General features: G+C 39.6%; 12 protein-coding genes. 7 read left to right on the top strand and 5 right to left on the bottom strand.

Annotated features, from left to right (window positions below):
* Positions 1-6: 6 nt before the first annotated feature.
* Entirely contained in the window at positions 7-732 is a 726-nt protein-coding gene (gene purC, locus SFU91_09685; protein ID MDX2129293.1) for a phosphoribosylaminoimidazolesuccinocarboxamide synthase, read from the top strand.
* Positions 674-1,414, top strand: a complete 741-nt coding sequence (locus tag SFU91_09680) for a DedA family protein (GenBank protein ID MDX2129292.1) — start codon at positions 674-676, stop codon at positions 1,412-1,414. The genes purC and SFU91_09680 overlap by 59 nt, the downstream gene beginning before the upstream one ends.
* Positions 1,415-1,462: 48 nt before the next feature.
* On the opposite strand, the gene ychF is transcribed toward SFU91_09680, so the two are convergent.
* A complete protein-coding gene (gene ychF, locus SFU91_09675) occupies positions 1,463-2,554 on the bottom strand; it encodes a redox-regulated ATPase YchF (protein MDX2129291.1) in 1,092 nt (363 codons plus the stop codon).
* Between the two features lie 27 nt (positions 2,555-2,581).
* A complete protein-coding gene (locus SFU91_09670) occupies positions 2,582-4,642 on the bottom strand; it encodes a hypothetical protein (GenBank protein ID MDX2129290.1) in 2,061 nt (686 codons plus the stop codon).
* A gap of 203 nt (positions 4,643-4,845) precedes the next feature.
* Between SFU91_09670 and SFU91_09665 the strand changes: the two genes are divergently transcribed.
* Positions 4,846-5,223: a hypothetical protein gene (locus SFU91_09665; protein ID MDX2129289.1), complete on the top strand. Its 378-nt coding sequence runs from the start codon at positions 4,846-4,848 to the stop codon at positions 5,221-5,223.
* 66 nt (positions 5,224-5,289) lie between these two features.
* On the opposite strand, the gene SFU91_09660 is transcribed toward SFU91_09665, so the two are convergent.
* A complete protein-coding gene (locus SFU91_09660) occupies positions 5,290-8,595 on the bottom strand; it encodes a carboxypeptidase regulatory-like domain-containing protein (GenBank protein MDX2129288.1) in 3,306 nt (1,101 codons plus the stop codon).
* Positions 8,596-8,846: 251 nt separating this feature from the next.
* Between SFU91_09660 and tilS the strand changes: the two genes are divergently transcribed.
* Both tilS and SFU91_09650 read left to right on the top strand, forming a co-directional pair.
* The gene (gene tilS, locus SFU91_09655; protein ID MDX2129287.1) at positions 8,847-9,842 is read left to right on the top strand and encodes a tRNA lysidine(34) synthetase TilS; all 996 of its coding nucleotides are present in this window, start codon (positions 8,847-8,849) and stop codon (positions 9,840-9,842) included.
* Between the two features lie 53 nt (positions 9,843-9,895).
* Positions 9,896-10,663, top strand: a complete 768-nt coding sequence (locus SFU91_09650) for a hypothetical protein (GenBank protein ID MDX2129286.1) — start codon at positions 9,896-9,898, stop codon at positions 10,661-10,663.
* 29 nt (positions 10,664-10,692) lie between these two features.
* Here the strand turns inward: SFU91_09650 and SFU91_09645 are convergent, their stop codons facing one another.
* The gene (locus SFU91_09645) at positions 10,693-11,298 is read right to left on the bottom strand and encodes a C40 family peptidase (GenBank protein ID MDX2129285.1); all 606 of its coding nucleotides are present in this window, start codon (positions 11,296-11,298) and stop codon (positions 10,693-10,695) included.
* A 123-nt stretch (positions 11,299-11,421) separates the two neighbouring features.
* On the opposite strand from SFU91_09645, the gene SFU91_09640 reads away from it, so the two are divergent.
* Both SFU91_09640 and SFU91_09635 read left to right on the top strand, forming a co-directional pair.
* Positions 11,422-12,900: a GTP-binding protein gene (locus tag SFU91_09640; GenBank protein ID MDX2129284.1), complete on the top strand. Its 1,479-nt coding sequence runs from the start codon at positions 11,422-11,424 to the stop codon at positions 12,898-12,900.
* Positions 12,876-13,928, top strand: a complete 1,053-nt coding sequence (locus SFU91_09635; GenBank protein ID MDX2129283.1) for a hypothetical protein — start codon at positions 12,876-12,878, stop codon at positions 13,926-13,928. Before SFU91_09640 ends, SFU91_09635 begins: the two co-directional genes overlap by 25 nt.
* 30 nt (positions 13,929-13,958) lie before the next feature.
* Here the strand turns inward: SFU91_09635 and SFU91_09630 are convergent, their stop codons facing one another.
* Positions 13,959-15,965 (bottom strand): M14 family zinc carboxypeptidase, encoded by a 2,007-nt coding sequence (locus SFU91_09630; protein MDX2129282.1) that lies wholly within the window; start codon positions 15,963-15,965, stop codon positions 13,959-13,961.
* Between the last annotated feature and the right edge of the window lie 16 nt (positions 15,966-15,981).

Here is a 15,981-nt window from a genome sequence, read left to right as displayed (position 1 = left end):
TAAAACATGATTAAACTTCACCAACTTTATGAAGGGAAAGCGAAAAAAGTATTCGCTTCCAGCAATCCCTTATTAATTATTCAAGAATTCAAGGACGACGCGACAGCCTTTAATGCTCAAAAGAAAGGCACGATTGCCGATAAAGGCATTATCAATAACGCACTCTCAGAATACTTCTTTAATAAAATCTCTTTAGCAGGAATACCGACCCATTTTGTTGAAAAGCTTTCGCCAAGAGAAATGCTTTGCAAAAAACTTGATATCATCAAAATCGAAGTCGTGACCCGCAATATCGCAGCTGGTTCATTGGTTCGAAAATTTGGGCTTATTGAAGGGGACGCACTTCAATTTCCAATTGTTGAACTTTATTTAAAGAACGATGAACTCGGAGACCCAATGATGAGCGAAGATCATGCCAAAGCTTTTGGGCTTGCGACGCATGAAGAGCTTCAAATACTTCGTCAATTTTCACTTTCAATAAATTCAATTCTTCAAACGGAGCTGAAATCTGTTGGGCTTTTGCTTGTGGATTTCAAATTGGAATTCGGCAAACACAAGGGCGAAATTTTATTGGGCGATGAAATCAGCCCGGATACATGCCGGCTATGGGATATTGAAACCCTTCAAAAATTAGATAAAGATCGCTTCCGATTCGACTTGGGTAAAGTTGAAGATGCCTATCAAGAAGTCTATCGGCGCATTTTTGGTCAATCGCTTTCAAATAGCCAATAATTTTATCATGCTAAATGATTTGATTGAACTTGTTGGCAAGCTTGATAACAATACGATTTATATTTTTCTTTTTCTTATCGCCTATTTTGAAAATGTTATTCCTCCCATTCCGGGCGATTTACCGGTAGCATTTGTAGGGTCTTTAATTGCTATTGATGATCTTTCGCCTCTTTGGTGTTTATTATCTGCTACTCTTGGTTCCGTGCTTGGATTTGCAACTATGTATTTCGTTGGTTTTTTTATTGGCATGCGGTTTTATGCGTATGGAAGCGGTGAAGAATCCGGAAAAATTCAGCACGGTTTTGCAAAAGCCGTTCGTGATTTTTTTCCTCCTGAATCTTTGGATGCAGTGAAGTTAAAATTTACTCGGTATGGCTATTGGCTTATCATTGCCAATCGTTTTATGACGGGTTCACGAGCAATTATCTCGATTGCAGCCGGAATATCTCATCTTCATCGGATTCCTGTCTTATTATGTGCAAGCCTTTCCGCCCTGACTTGGAATATTTTATTATTGTATGGCGGATATGTTTTGGGTGATAACTGGGAAGCATTAGGAAAGTATATTTCTACTTATGGTTTGATTTTCACAGTCCTTGTCCTTGGTGTTATTGGATTTTTTGGTTATCGATACTTGAAAACTCTTAAGATTAAAAATGCGAAAAGCGCTAAACTGGATTAATTATTAGCTCTGTTTCGCATTTGATCAATCACCCCTCATTGAACTGAATTAAACATTAAATCGAAAAAGCATGACATCGCCATCATTAACAACATATTCCTTTCCTTCAATCGATAACTTTCCGGCTTCTTTTACTTTTTGTTCATTCCCAAACTGAACCAAATCTTGATACTTCATCACCTCGGCTCTGATAAACCCCTTTTCAAAATCGGTGTGGATTACCCCTGCAGCTTCAGGTGCTTTCGCCCCTTTACGTATTGTCCAAGCATGCACTTCTTTTTCGCCAGCGGTAAAGTAGGTTTGTAATCCCAGCAAATCATAAGCGGCTCGAATGACGCGGTCAAGTCCAGACATTTCAAGACCAAGGCTTGCTAAAAACTCAGGTTTTTCCTCTTCGGGCAACATCGCAATTTCAGATTCGATTTTTGCACACACCACAACTACTTTTGCCCCTTCAATGGCTGCAATGGCTTCCACCTCATTGGTAAAGGAATTTCCGGATACTACATCATTTTCATTGACATTGGCTGCATATAATACAGGTTTTGAGGTAAGAAGGAAAAGTGATTTCAGCATCGCCTTTTCATCATCATTTTGCGCGGCGAGCCGTGCCGGTTTACCGGTATTCAATAATTCATAAACTCGCTTCATGAAATCAACTTGAGGTTGCAACTTTGAATCTTTCTTTGCATCCTTTTCAAGTTTCGGAATTCGCTTTTCAAGGGAGTCTAAATCAGAGAAAATCAGTTCGGTCTCAATGGTTTCAATATCGCGCTTGGGATTGACGCTTCCATCAACATGAACCACATTGCTATCTTCGAAGCATCGGACAACATGAATAAGCGCATCGACTTCGCGGAGATGAGAAAGAAATTTATTTCCAAGTCCTTCACCCTTTGAAGCACCGCGAACAAGCCCAGCGATGTCAACTATTTCGAGCGTTGCAGGAACAAGAATTTTTGTATTGACAATCCCCGCCAAATCCTTCATCCTTTTATCAGGAACGGCGACAGTTCCAACATTCGGTTCGATCGTGCAAAATGGATAGTTTTGTGCATCCACTTGTTGAGCCGTTATCGCATTAAACAATGTTGATTTACCGACATTTGGTAAACCCAAAATTCCTGTTCGAAGTCCCATTGGTATTTATAAGCTTATTGATTAGTTCTACTTTGTGAAGAAATGATTAAAAACATAATCTGTAAATAAAATCGCCTCTTCAGAATATTCATCCACTTTGAAACGCGTAAAGATTTCTTGATCGATAAAAATCGATGCTTCTCTCCAAGTCTTGCACGAATCGAGCTTTAAGACTGAATTATCAAAATCATCACCATTTCCCCTAAAAACCTTTTTGACGATTCGCTTTTTTTCATCATGAGAGAAAAGAGTTTCTATAGAGACACTTCGTTCTGGGGCGAGAAGAGGTTTGAAAGGTTCGTATGCAAATGAGTCTCCTGAAAGCGGTTCCTTTCTTTCTGAAATGACCGGAGCATTCATAACACTTTGATTTAAAAGCGAAGGACTCGATTTTGAGGGTTCATTCCTATCAATCGTTTTCTGAAGTTCAACGACTTCATTTACAATTTGAATTGGCTCTTGATTGGCTTTTATGTCTTCTTGAGGAGTCTTTTCACTTAATCTTTGTTCAGTATCTTCAGAAGCTGAAAACGAATCTTTCCGTGTTGAAATATCGACATGAGGATTGGTTTGTTCAGCGTGAATTTCGTTTACATCAAGTGAGGCAAGGGGAGAAACTGGTTGGTTTTGATTTTGTTCTAATGCTTCACTTTCTTGCTTTTCGATGTCTCTTTTCTGATGAATCTTTTCTGATTTCTCCTTTATCGCTTTAAGCAATTCTTCAAATGACTTTGCTTGAACAGGAACTTGTGATGAAATATCAAACGGTGGATAATCGTCTCCTTTTACATCCTTAGAAGTTAACTTTTCTTTCGATTCTTCTTGTTGAACCTTTATCGAATTTGTTTCTGAAAAAACCGTTTGGAGTGATTCTTTTTCAAATAACATCTCCTCATTATGTTTTTCTTCTTTCTCCGAATTCGATTGGTTTGCTTCTCTTTTAGCAATTTCATCCCTCAGCTTTTGCAGATCTTCAGCTTGAAATAGTTTTTGAAATGCTTCGCTAGGTTGTATGCCCTCTAAACTTTTTGACTTAAGAGAATTTTCAGAATCGATCTTCTCGATAGATGGAGGATTGGTTTCGCTTTCTTTATTTTCAGTTTCAACATCCTGAATTAATACCGTTTGCTCTTGTTTTTCAAGACTTGGCTGTTGCATCGATTCTGTTAGTATAACCGATGTCACATTGTCTTCTTCTTGTCTCGGTATTTGAGGCTTTACTAAAGGTTTATCGATATTTAATTCAATGCGATCATCTTCTTTGGTTGGCTCAGACTGTTTAACATCGACTTTACTCATCCTTGTGATTTCTTTACCCGAAATCAACTCAATGGCTTCATAAAGTGAAACTTGTAGTACTCCGCGGTTTAAGGCGTTTTGAAATATTTCTGTTTCTCGATACAGCTCTTTTTCATAAAAGAATAACCTGAAAAGTTCAATTGGCAAGAGTTTTTCTTTTTGATCAGGAAAAACAAGAAATGGGGTAAGAAGTGTTTGAAAATCTTCAACATTAAACGTTGAAATAACTTTGCGATCGATATCTCCGATGATTTTTTCAAATCGTTCAACAGAGATTTCGGTAAGTTGCTTTCGCTCAAGGTATTGGAAGAAAACATTGGTTAAATAGGGGTAATCATTCAATGAAATCAATAATGTCTTTACTGCTTCAACTTTAACTTTTCTATCTGGGTTCGAATAGGCCTCACCACCAAAAATTTGATTCACCCAATAGCTTTTTGGAGCGATAAGAAATTGAACATATTCTTGAATTGCTTTTTGGAGTACCGTTTTTACAAACCGCTCCTGAAGTGCAATTCTTTGAAAGACATTTTCGAAATTGCCCCACTCTTTGAGAGAAAATGTATCGATGTCAAACAAACAGTCCGACTCTTGATTTGAGCCTTTTTCAATTCTTTTTTTGAAAGTAAAAAAAATCTGCTTTTTCAGAATAAAATTGAGAGACTTTGGAAATGGAAGAGAAAGAAAATCGGATATGGTGCAAGGGAATGTTTTGGAAAACAAAGCAAGGTATTCTTTTGCCAAGTTGGTTTGAAATTCAAATAATAGGGAAAGTGCTTTTTCTTGCATATAATCTTGACCCGATTCCGACTTTTATCTTGGAAAAGACTCAATTTAACCAATTTCGATTAGATGAATACTTGTTTGTAAGCCAGAAAAAATTTTTTTTCTATTAAACCTGTGTAAAACTTCTTTTGTCTTAATCTTGTGAGAGCGATAAACTATAAAGCTTACTCAGTAACTCTTTTTTTTAATTCAAATTTTTTACAACAATGAAACGTACAGTCTTATTATCCATCCTTTCAGGCGCGTTGCTTGTTTCGACTTGCGACATTTTTGCACAAGAAGCACCCGCCAATACTCGTAAAGAAGCCCGCCAAGAAAAGCGTGCTGAGCGCCGTGCAGAGCGAAAAGAAAACCGTCAAGAACGACGCGAAGATCGAAAAGAAAACCGTGAAGAAAGAAAGGAAAACCGCGATGAACGCCGCGCTGCGATCAAAGAAAAAATGAAAAACATGACGCCTGAAGAGCGCAAAGCTTATGCTGAAGAAATGAAAGCAAAGGCCAATGAACGTCGAGAAGCGCGCAAACAAAAAAAGGAAGAAAAGAAGCCTGAAGCAGGTGTACCCGCCGCCGGAACACAGAATTAGTTTTTTGAGATAACAAAAAAGCACCGGAAATCCGGTGCTTTTTTGTTGATAATTAGGTTTCTTCGATTAGAAAGAATAACGCAAACCGAATTGCGCGCTCCATCGTGAAAGGAGTGGATCAACTTGGAATGGCGTTGTATTATTGGTATTAAATGATACCACAGGAAAACCAGTTGCTGCATCAACACTTTGAAGCGTTAATAAAGCAAAGTTTTGGTTTGAAGCTGTTTCTAACCGACCCCAGTTGTTATTAATAAAGTTCAACACATTGAGTAAATCGAAGGTCAATTCAAGATTTTGACCTTCAATAAATGAGATGCCTTGGGTTAACCGAAGATCAAGTTGATGATTCCAAGGTTCGCGAGCGGCATTACGCTCAATGATACTTCCGCGAGCAGCCACAAGAGCGGGGTCACGGCTAATGAATGCATCCAAAGCAGCCCATTGAGCAGCTTGTGAAGCAGCATCTCCGCTCAAAACAATTCGATCTGTTGGGGAGGATGGAACATATACGAGGTCGTTTTGCGCTTGACCATCACCATTTAAATCGCCTTGGTAACGATAAGAGAATGGACGACCTTCGCGGCCAACATAAATGAGCGAGATGTTGGTGTTGAAATTTTCGTTCCACTTGATTTCGTAATTGATATTCGCAACAAAGCGGTGGCGAAGTTCAAAATTTGAAATCCCTGCATCCGGATTATTTGGATCTCCGCTAATCACATTAAAACGCCAGTTTGAGATAGCTTGTGAAGACGTGACACTGTTAACATCTCGCACTTGGCTGTAGGTATAAGCAATGCCTCCTGTCAATTCTCCAACTGTTCTTCTAATTTCTCCGGTTAACTGGAGAGTATAACCTTTATCAGTATTTCCAATGAAAATAATGTTGGTAAAATTCGTGGTATTCGCACGGTTTACATTGGAAAGGTTTGTTGAACTACCACCAGCGGCGAGTGGTGTTCCATATAAAGGACGACCATCGATAAAGTTCGAGGTTGATGCTCGAAGGTTAAGATCCTTATACAGAGGGTCGTTCATAATTTTGGAGTAAATCGCTTCGCCGGTGAAAACAAATCCCGCTGGAAGCTTATAATCTACTGCTAAATTCGTTCTCCAGAGTTGTGGGAACTTGAAATTTTCAGAAACCACATTAATTTCTGTAGCAGGTTGAGGATTGTTTGGATTCAATTGTGGATTGCCAATTGCCGCGAGAATACTATCTCTATTCGTTAAGAAAAAGGTTCTTTGTGCGGTTGCAACACTTGTTCTTGTAACATCAACACCGGTATTACCATAGTTGTTGGACATCCAAACATAAGGTGTTCTTCCGGTGAAAACACCAATACCCCCACGAATTTGAAATTCTTTATCTCCGGTAACATCGTAGTTGAACCCAACACGCGGAGACCATAGAATATTATCAAGCTTCACATCCGTTCTTGGTCTTAATTCGCGTGCTTCATTTGAAAGCAAAGTTGGATTTGCAACCAAGGCATTTAAAGAATCATTTCTGAATGGCGCACTGGTAAAGAAAGGCATATCAACACGAATTCCATAGGTCAAGGTAAACTTGGGTGAAACAGCCCATTCATCTTGAGCATAAAAGCCAAATTGATTAACACCCAACTCAGCAATTGGCGACTCAGGAAAGCCTGCTCTTCCATAGGTAATTGCGGTTACGGATGGTCTGAACGCAGATGGAAGATTTCGACCGTTTCCAGCAGCAGCTAAAGCAGCGGCTTGTTCAAAAGCAAAAATTCCGTTGAATTCATAGGCACCATAAAATTCTCTTAAAAAGAGATTTTTGAACCGGAAGAATTCGTTGTGGGTACCTAACGTAATAGTATGCGCACCTAAAAAGGTGGTGAAGTTATCGGTAATTTCAAGAACATCTTGATCCAAACTGTTTTTGCCCGAAAATTCTTCAGTACCTGCATAAAGTTGGATACCGCTATTGACATGAGCACCAGTTGTTTGACGCCCTACATTGACCTGAACGCGCGGGAATGTGCTTCCGGGTGTTTCGCGTCGGTCTCGGACTGTGGTAAAATTTACTAGGAATTCGTTATAGAACTTTCCAAAGACGCTGTTTAACTGAAGAACTGTAGAATTTGTAGTGCTTTTGAAAGCATAATATGAATTGGGATAGAAAAACCGAGTGACGCTACTGCCATCGTTATCGTCAGCGGCATTCACATAATTATGACGGAGTGTAAGTTTGTGCTCATCGCTAATATTCCAGTCAATTCTACCAAAGAGTTTCTGACTGGTTCGCGTTACATCAAAAGAGCCGTTTGTACCAGTTTCATAACCCAAAGTACGTAGTGCATTTTCAAAGCGTGCGGCTGAATCAGCTGGTAACCCGTTAGGAAACACACCTTGCACAACGCCAAAAGCAGAAGCACCTGTACCGCCAACAAAGAAGTTTCTTGGCTGCACACGGTCGGTAATTTCACCGTTCACAAAAAGAAACAATTGGTCTTGAATAATTGGCCCACCAACACGAAACCCGGCTTGCAATTCTCGAAAATCGCGTGGTGCAGTTCCTAAACCGTCGGGGCTATTGCCTAAGATGGTCTGGTTACGACCGTAAGAAAATACTGAACCTTCAATTTTATTGGTTCCGCTTCGGGTAATCGCGTTAATTAAACCCCCTGTAAAGCCGCCTTGTCGAACATCGTAAGGGGCGACCAATACTTGGAATTCTTGAATAGCATCCAAACTGATTGGCGATGTGCTTGCTTGGCCTCCCGGCGTTCCGCTTGCAGCAAGACCGAAGAGGTCATTATTAACAGCACCGTCGATTTGAATGTTGTTGTAGCGATTATTTCTTCCGCCGGCGCTATTGCCATTGAATTGAGGGGAAAGCCGAGCAAACTCTGTAAAGTCCCGAGCGATTGTAGGTAAGTTCTTAATTTGACGCTCGGGAATTGAAATCTGAGCACCGGTTTTGCTACGATCTATGTCAGTGTTACGATCGGCGGTAATGACGATTTCCTCCGTTTGAATGTTCTTTTCTTCCAAAACAACATTCACATTGAGGTTCTGTCCTAATTCGATGTACAAGCTGTCAATAGTTTTGGACTGAAATTCGCCGCCATCGAAAGAGACTTTCACCACATAAGGTCCGCCTACTTTCATGTTGCGAATTAAATATCTTCCGTCAACAGATACGATTGCACCAAAACGAGAACCTGTCGGACGGTGGGTTGCGACGACCCTTGCCCCTACTACTGCCTCTTCCTTACGAGAAAAAACACTACCGCTCATTGAGCCGGTTGTAACTTGCGAAAATGCACTTTCCGAAATGCCCAAAAACATAAGAGCACTCATTAAGGCAAACGCAACCTTTTTGTAACGATTTTGCATAGCTGTTTATTTGTTTATTATGCGTTGAATCAGGTAAATGACCCTATTAACAATCACAAGGGTTTAATACTAGGAGGATTTGTAGGCGCAAAGATAGAACGCGCATTTTCATTAACCAATAAAAGTGATTTAACAAAGTGTTAAGTTAAAAGGCTCATTTTTTGCTCAAAAAACTTAATTATGAAATAAATTAATGTCGTAAATTTTATTGCTTTGCAAATAACGGAATTTTAAAAACCTGAAAATCGATTATGAAAACTGTTCATAAGAAGTTTGAGGCGCGATTTCAATCTCATCTTAATTACTCACAATTGTTGTGCAATCATAATAAAATTCTCGTCGCTCTATCGGGTGGCTCAGATTCGGTTGCCCTCCTTGTATTACTTCGTCGGCTTTCAAGAATTCATAAGGTTCACATTTCAGCGGCTCACTGCAATTTTCAGTTGCGAGGAAAAGACTCCGATTTGGACGCCGCATTTTGCAGGAAACTTTGCAAAAAATTAGATATTCCATTTTTTGAACGTGCATTCCACACAAAAGTATATGCCAAAACCCACAAGCTATCAGTTGAGACTGCTGCTCGCGAGATTCGATATAATTATTTTGAAGAGCTGATGAAAACCCACGGCTTTGAGGCACTCTTAACCGCTCACCACTTGGATGACCACGCTGAAACGGTTTTGTTTAATTTGCTTCGGGGCAGCTCACTTTCGGGTTTAATGGGGATTCGTGCCGTTCGAGAAGATTTGCTTGATGGTGTCGTGATAAGACCGCTTCTCCCCTTTTCAAAAAAAGAATTAAATGATTATCTCAAGTCAGTTAAACAGCGTTTCCGAGAAGACATCTCCAATCACTCGTTAGAGCCTGACAGAAATTTTGTACGACTGAAATTGATTCCATTATTAGAAAAGCGCTTTGAGGGAAAATTTAAACCATCGCTAACCCGATTGGCTTCACAGGCAGAGGAAATCAGAGATTTTTTAGATGAACGCTTTCTTCACTTTCTTGGAGGCGCATTTCATGCAGAAACGGGCATTTTAGAATTACCTCGGTTTAATTCGCTCACCGCATTTGAGAAGAAAGAATGTATGAAGCGGATTGTTGCAATTTATGGGGTTAGCCCCGATTTTGATATGCTTGAAAGACTCGCTTTGATGCCCGATTTAGAAACGGGAAAAAAAGTTCAAATCTCAAAGCAACTTATCGCAAAACGAGAGAGAGAATTTATTCAATTTCAACTCTGTTAACTCGCTTAATCTAAGGCTTTAAGCTTTTTAAAATTTACTTTTATCTATCTGAAATGACACTTCGCCAGACAACATTCGCGTCTTTGCTTTTCACTTTTCTTTTGATGAAACCCTTCATTCAGGCTCAAAGTGTGGAAGAATTTTCAACACTCGTTGACCATCAAATAGACAACCTTCAAATTAGTAAGGCAAAAGAGACCATTGACCAAGCCCTTCGTAATCATCCAAAATCATTTGATGTCCTTTGGCGTGCATCGAGAGTCTATCTCCTTGCCGGAGATGCCGCTACTAAAGAAGCTCAAGAGGGGATTTATTCGAAGGCACTCGAATTTGCCAATGAAGCAATTCAGTCAAATCCAAACTTAAGCATCGGGTATATACGAAGAGCAGCAGCAAATGGAAAAATTGCGCTCTTCAAGGGTGTTTTAGACGCGGCCGATTATGTCACGAGTGTAAAAGACGATGCTCAAAAAGCGATTGAACTGAATAATGGCGGGCTTCAATGGCAAGCCACAGCTCACTACATCTTAGGAAGAACCCATTTAAAGCTCACCGAAACGCCGAAAGTGCTTCGAAAACCAATCGGGCTTGACTGGGGAAATTTAGATGAAGCTCTTGGCAATTTGAAGAAAGCAATTGAATTCCGCCCAAATTTTATCATGTTTCACTTAGAGTATGGGAAAGCTTTGATAAAAAAGAAGAACTTTGCTGAGGCAAAAAGTCAACTTTCTCTAATTTCTAGATTAAGCTTACTTGAAGTCGGTGACGACGAGCGAAAAAAAGAAGCAACTGAACTCTTTGATAAAATCAAGGGAGAATAAATTTTTCTAAGATCAAGAGTGGAAATTTATCATTCCGTTTCGATGACTCGGCGTGAAAGGGCATAGTGTTTTTGATAGTACTTATCGCTTAATTTGCTAACAGTAACACCAAGCGAAGAAGAAGAATGAACGAATTCGCCCTCGCCGATATAAATTCCTACGTGAGAGATTTTAGAACTTTTGATTCGAAAGAAGACCAAATCGCCGAATTTAAGTTTGGTTTGAGATACGAATTCGCCAAATTGGGCCATTGCGCTTGATGTTCTTGGCAATTTTAGTTTGATGGCATCTTGATACACTCGCATTACAAAGCCGGAGCAATCCATACCAGTAAACTTTTCACCCCCATAACGGTATGGTGTTCCAAGATATTGGTTGATTTCTTCTTGGAGCCTCTCTATACCGGAATGAGAAATTTTTTTTAATGAAGATGATTTTGAGGGAGAGGATGGTTCAATCTCAGCTTCAGATTTCTCGGCTTCTTCTTCAAGTGCTTTAATTTCGCGTTCGGTTGCTGGTTTAGATTGATACCTTTTTGTGGAAGTTGTTGATGCACAAGATTGAATAAATAAGAAAGTACCTATTGATAAAAGCCAAACGAGTAATTTTAAAATATGATGAATGATGCGATGCATGATTATGCTGAAGATTCGTTTCTTTTTTAACCTTGAAAAGTATCTTGCCGAAAGTGATTTATGCTTAAAATAAAAAACAATTTTAGTAATCAATTTTCATCTTTTCATTTCTTTCTTTAACCTATGACTTCTCGAATTCCAGTTACCGTACTTACCGGTTTTTTAGGCGCGGGTAAAACGACGCTTCTCAATCATTTGCTTTCGGCAAAACACGGTAAGCGAATTGCCGTTATTGAAAACGAATACGGCGAGATTGGTATCGATCAAGCACTTGTCATCAATGCCGACGAAGAAGTTTTTGAAATGAGTAATGGGTGTATTTGCTGCACGGTTCGTGGCGATTTGATTCGCGTGTTGGGAAATTTGATGAAGCGAAAGGACAAATTCGATTACATTCTACTTGAAACGACGGGGCTTGCCAATCCCGCTCCGGTGGCCCAAACTTTTTTTGTTGACCCTGAAATGCAAGAATCATTTTGGATTGACGGAATCGTGACCGTAGTTGATTCTAAGCATATTGGGCAACACCTTGATTCATCGGACGAATGCCGCGAGCAAGTGGCTTTTGCCGATGTGATACTGCTGAACAAAACAGACTTGGTCTCTGAACTGGAGTTAAATCAATTAGAACGAAAGCTTCTCTCCATCAATTCGCAAGCAGCGATGCATAAAACTCAGAATGGGCAAATTGAACCTGAAAAGATTTTAAATATCAATGCATTTGATCTTAAAGATAAAACTGATCTTCATCCGTCATTTTTGCAAGAAGAGGTCCCCTTTGAATCGGTATCATTTTTTTTATTAGAACAAGGCACTTACTCATTATCCTTTCGTTCATCAGAATCACTAAAGTTATTTATTTCCTCCGTTGCTTCAGATTGGGTTCATTCACTCCCGAATTCTCATTGCCAACACAATCATCACGAAGATGAAAACCATCATCATGATCATCATCACTCACATAATCATCATGAGCATTCCGATGAAAAAACACCGAACCATCCAAAATTTATTGCCTTAAAGCGTGATGCCGTTATTGCCTTCTCTTCTGAAGTAACACTTTGCCGAAGTGGAGATCATTTACAGTTGAACGACCGTATGTTGTTTTTCTGTACACCCAATACCAGCAAGGGAGAACAGACTTTTATGTTAGACATTCAACAAAGCGGAATGTATGCCTTTTTCTTTGAGCATCATCAAGCAGAGGTTGCTTTTACACTTAAAAGAAAAGATACGAGTCAACTGATTGCAGAAACGCGAACTTATTCTTTTCCTCATAGCCACGAGCATGACGCTGAAATAACTTCAGTTGGTATTGAAGAATTTGGCGAGGTCGATGGCCCTTCAATCAATCAGTGGCTTTCTTTGTTACTTCGCGAAAAGGGTCAAGATATTTTTAGGATGAAAGGCATTATTTGCATTGCAGGAGAAGATTACCGGTATGTGTTTCAAGGCGTTCACATGATGTTTGATGGAAAAGCTGACCGACCTTGGCACGAAAAAGAACAGAAGAAAAATCAAATAGTATTTATTGGGCGCAATCTTAACAGAACCGAATTAATTGAAGGATTTCGTTCATGTCTTATTCACGAACAAGTATAGGCTTTCGCACGCCAATTCGAGAGACTTTACCGAAGGTTTGGATTGCACAATTGGATGATTTTATCCTATCACTTTCCTTTTCCCCTTCCAGTGAAACACTTGCTGTAATGACAAGTTCGGGAAAAGTGTTTTTAATCGATTCGAAAAAAGGATTTATTCTTAATTCTATTCAAGCTCATCAATTTGGCGGCTTTGGAGCAAGTTTTTCAAAAAAGGGAATACTCGCCACTCACGGTCAAGACGGTTTTTTTCGATTATGGAATCCTGACAAAAGTTTTTCGCTTTTCAAAGAAGAAAAAATGAAGAACGCTTGGGTTGAGCGTTATGCGTGGAACCCACAAGGCTCTCACTTTGCAGTATCAGCCGGAAAAGAATTGTTTGTAGGCAATGAACAAGGTGAAATACTTTGGAAATCATTTGACCACTCATCCACCATCACCAGTCTTCAATGGGAGCGGAGCGGTGATACATTTCTTACCGCTTCTTATGGTATGGTAAGATTCCATAAGCTATTATCGCCAGAACCGAATCAAACGCTTTTTTGGAAAACCTCTTTCATTTCTTTGGCCCTAAGTCCGAATTCAAAATTTTTAGCCGCGGGCACACAAGAGCAAGACATTCACTTTTGGATTTTACCCTACCAACCTGAAAGTGATTTGCACATGAGCGGATACCCGAATAAAGTTACAGAACTTGCCTATGATGCACGCAGTACAACTTTAGCCTCGAACTGCGCAAATTCAGTTATGCTTTGGGATATTACGGGTTCCGGCCCAGAGGGGAAAATGCCTTTGGAACTCAACGGGCATCTTGGAAAGGTGACATCCATTCGGTTTCAACATCGCGGTAACAAATTAGCAACAGGCGACCAAAATGGCGTTGTTTCAATTTGGAATCCTAAAAAAAATACTGATATGAGTTTAACTTCAATTCTCTCAAAAGAAATTTCAGCCCTTCAATGGTCACACTCTGATGAGTTTCTCGCCGTTGCAAGTATCGAAGGAGAATTGGTTCTCTTTAAGGTTTAAGGAAATAATAGAATCTCCTTTTTTCTCTCATTATTTCAAGAGCATCATTTTTCGAGTTTGTTGAAACCCGCTGGTTATCAAACGATAGAAATATACGCCGCTTGTTAGACCATATTTTGAACCATCAAATGTAAATGAGTGACTTCCTGCTCTCATTAACCCATTTTGAAGTGTGACTACATTTCTTCCCATTACATCTATAACTTCTAAACGAACCTGCATTTGTGAGGGAATACTGAATTTGATAATTGTTGATGGATTAAACGGATTGGGATAATTCTGTTCAAGAGCAAAATCCACTTGAGAATATTCATCACGAATTGACAGCGGGGTCACTAATGCTATTGAATACGGCACTGATGTTACATACCCTCCATCTTGTGCAACATTCATTGTGATTGTCATTGGGCCATCAGGTATTGACGATGAAATTTTAACTTTTATGCCATCTGTAAAAATCGATTCCCAACTACCAATTGAATCAAAAACCATTGTTTGATTCAAAAACTGAACTCCAAGATTATCTGAATTGAACGAGACTTTCACCTTTTTTCCCGATTCGAGACCTATATTTTTAATCGTAAAGGGCAAGGATACAACCGTATTTTTTGGAATAAATGCATAGTCGTAAGATGTTGCAAAATAAGGCCCAGCAGCCCAAGCAAGGAAAAGATTAGGCAAGAGATTTTCTTGGCAATGCCCTGTAATTCTTGAAGGTACAGGCCAAAAGCCATCGCTTTGTGCACCCACTTCGGGCGTCATTGCTATCATTTTCGGCTTCGTTAGAGAATCGCCGTACATCCAATCGTCTGATGTTCCACGTGTGTTGTAACCAACCGTTTCAATATCAAGCCCATAAGTATAGCCGTTGAATTCCGTCATTCTCTTTGCATATTCCCGGAAGATTGGCGCATCAGGGGTTTCACGTCTTGCGTAACCATAGGGATAAATAAGAAGGTTGCTGAATGTATGATAATTCAACACAGCCTTGAATTGATTGATGGCAATAAAATCGCGAAGTGCCGCGGTTTCGGGTTCGCTAAAAGGATCGGTTCCTCTGTAGGTATCACTCGAAGGGGATGTACTGGAACCCCCAAAAGCGGAGTTCCAAAAATCATAAGTGCCATAATTCCGATTCAAGTCAACTCCAAAAGAATTGCTTGAATTTCTTTTTCGATTTTTCCGCCAAAGCCCGCCACCATTCGGAGAGTTCTGAATGTTATAAGCATACCCATCCGGATTGACAATTGGAACAACCGTCATTCTTCTTGAATCAAGTAACGCTTTCGCTTCGGGGTCTGTTGAATAATTTTCAAGCAACCACCACATAAAGTAGATGAGTGCCATCATACCACCGGGTTCCCGAGCATGATGCATTGCGGTATAAAGCACTTGCGGTTTACCTTCAGAAGATTCTGAACCCAATTCGACATACCAAATTGGGCGACTTTCACCACTGCTCCCAAGTGTTCTTCTTTTCGAGATTAAATTTGGGTAATTCGCTACCATTGAATCCAATTCCGCTGCCACATCATTAATACTTAAGAAGCCTCCGACATTGCCAAGTCTAAATTTTTTTGGAACTATACTTTGCGCTTGTGTAGTTGTTTGATTAAATGTACCTCTTATAAACTCTTTACTTCCCTTTTCATTTAGAATCTGAAGTTCCTCGGAAGCCCTTTGTTGATAATAATTTTCAAGGTCTTCAACAGCGATTTCATAAAAAATTTGAGCCTTACGAAGTAACTCCAATTCGCTTTCCGAGAAAACGGTAATCAACGCATTTCCTTCACGTTTTGCATGATCCAAAATTCCCATCATTTGAAGCTTAGCCATTACCCCATATTGAGAAAGGCTGATTTTAACCTGATAGTATTTTTCTTTGGGTTCGATTTCACTTGAGTATTGAGCATTACCCCTTACACAAAAAAGAATTAATAAAATCAAGAGCAGAAATGATTTCGAAACGCCAATTGTATTTTTTATGGTTGGGCTTGATTGTACAGATGCGTGAGGTAAATAATGCAATAAATTCATTCGAATGAAATTGAAT

The organism is Chloroherpetonaceae bacterium, from assembly GCA_033763895.1.
Classification (GTDB): domain Bacteria; phylum Bacteroidota; class Chlorobiia; order Chlorobiales; family Thermochlorobacteraceae; genus JANRJQ01.
Note: the sequence above shows the minus strand (reverse complement) of the source record. Positions and strands in the feature narration are given on the sequence as shown.

Coding starts and splice junctions, on each gene's coding strand:
- purC (MDX2129293.1), top strand. CDS start 7: ATGATTAAACTTCACCAACTTTATGAAGGGAAAGCGAAAAAAGTATTC.
- SFU91_09680 (MDX2129292.1), top strand. CDS start 674: ATGCCTATCAAGAAGTCTATCGGCGCATTTTTGGTCAATCGCTTTCAA.
- ychF (MDX2129291.1), bottom strand. CDS start 2,554: ATGGGACTTCGAACAGGAATTTTGGGTTTACCAAATGTCGGTAAATCA.
- SFU91_09670 (MDX2129290.1), bottom strand. CDS start 4,642: ATGCAAGAAAAAGCACTTTCCCTATTATTTGAATTTCAAACCAACTTG.
- SFU91_09665 (MDX2129289.1), top strand. CDS start 4,846: ATGAAACGTACAGTCTTATTATCCATCCTTTCAGGCGCGTTGCTTGTT.
- SFU91_09660 (MDX2129288.1), bottom strand. CDS start 8,595: ATGCAAAATCGTTACAAAAAGGTTGCGTTTGCCTTAATGAGTGCTCTT.
- tilS (MDX2129287.1), top strand. CDS start 8,847: ATGAAAACTGTTCATAAGAAGTTTGAGGCGCGATTTCAATCTCATCTT.
- SFU91_09650 (MDX2129286.1), top strand. CDS start 9,896: ATGACACTTCGCCAGACAACATTCGCGTCTTTGCTTTTCACTTTTCTT.
- SFU91_09645 (MDX2129285.1), bottom strand. CDS start 11,298: ATGCATCGCATCATTCATCATATTTTAAAATTACTCGTTTGGCTTTTA.
- SFU91_09640 (MDX2129284.1), top strand. CDS start 11,422: ATGACTTCTCGAATTCCAGTTACCGTACTTACCGGTTTTTTAGGCGCG.
- SFU91_09635 (MDX2129283.1), top strand. CDS start 12,876: ATGTCTTATTCACGAACAAGTATAGGCTTTCGCACGCCAATTCGAGAG.
- SFU91_09630 (MDX2129282.1), bottom strand. CDS start 15,965: ATGAATTTATTGCATTATTTACCTCACGCATCTGTACAATCAAGCCCA.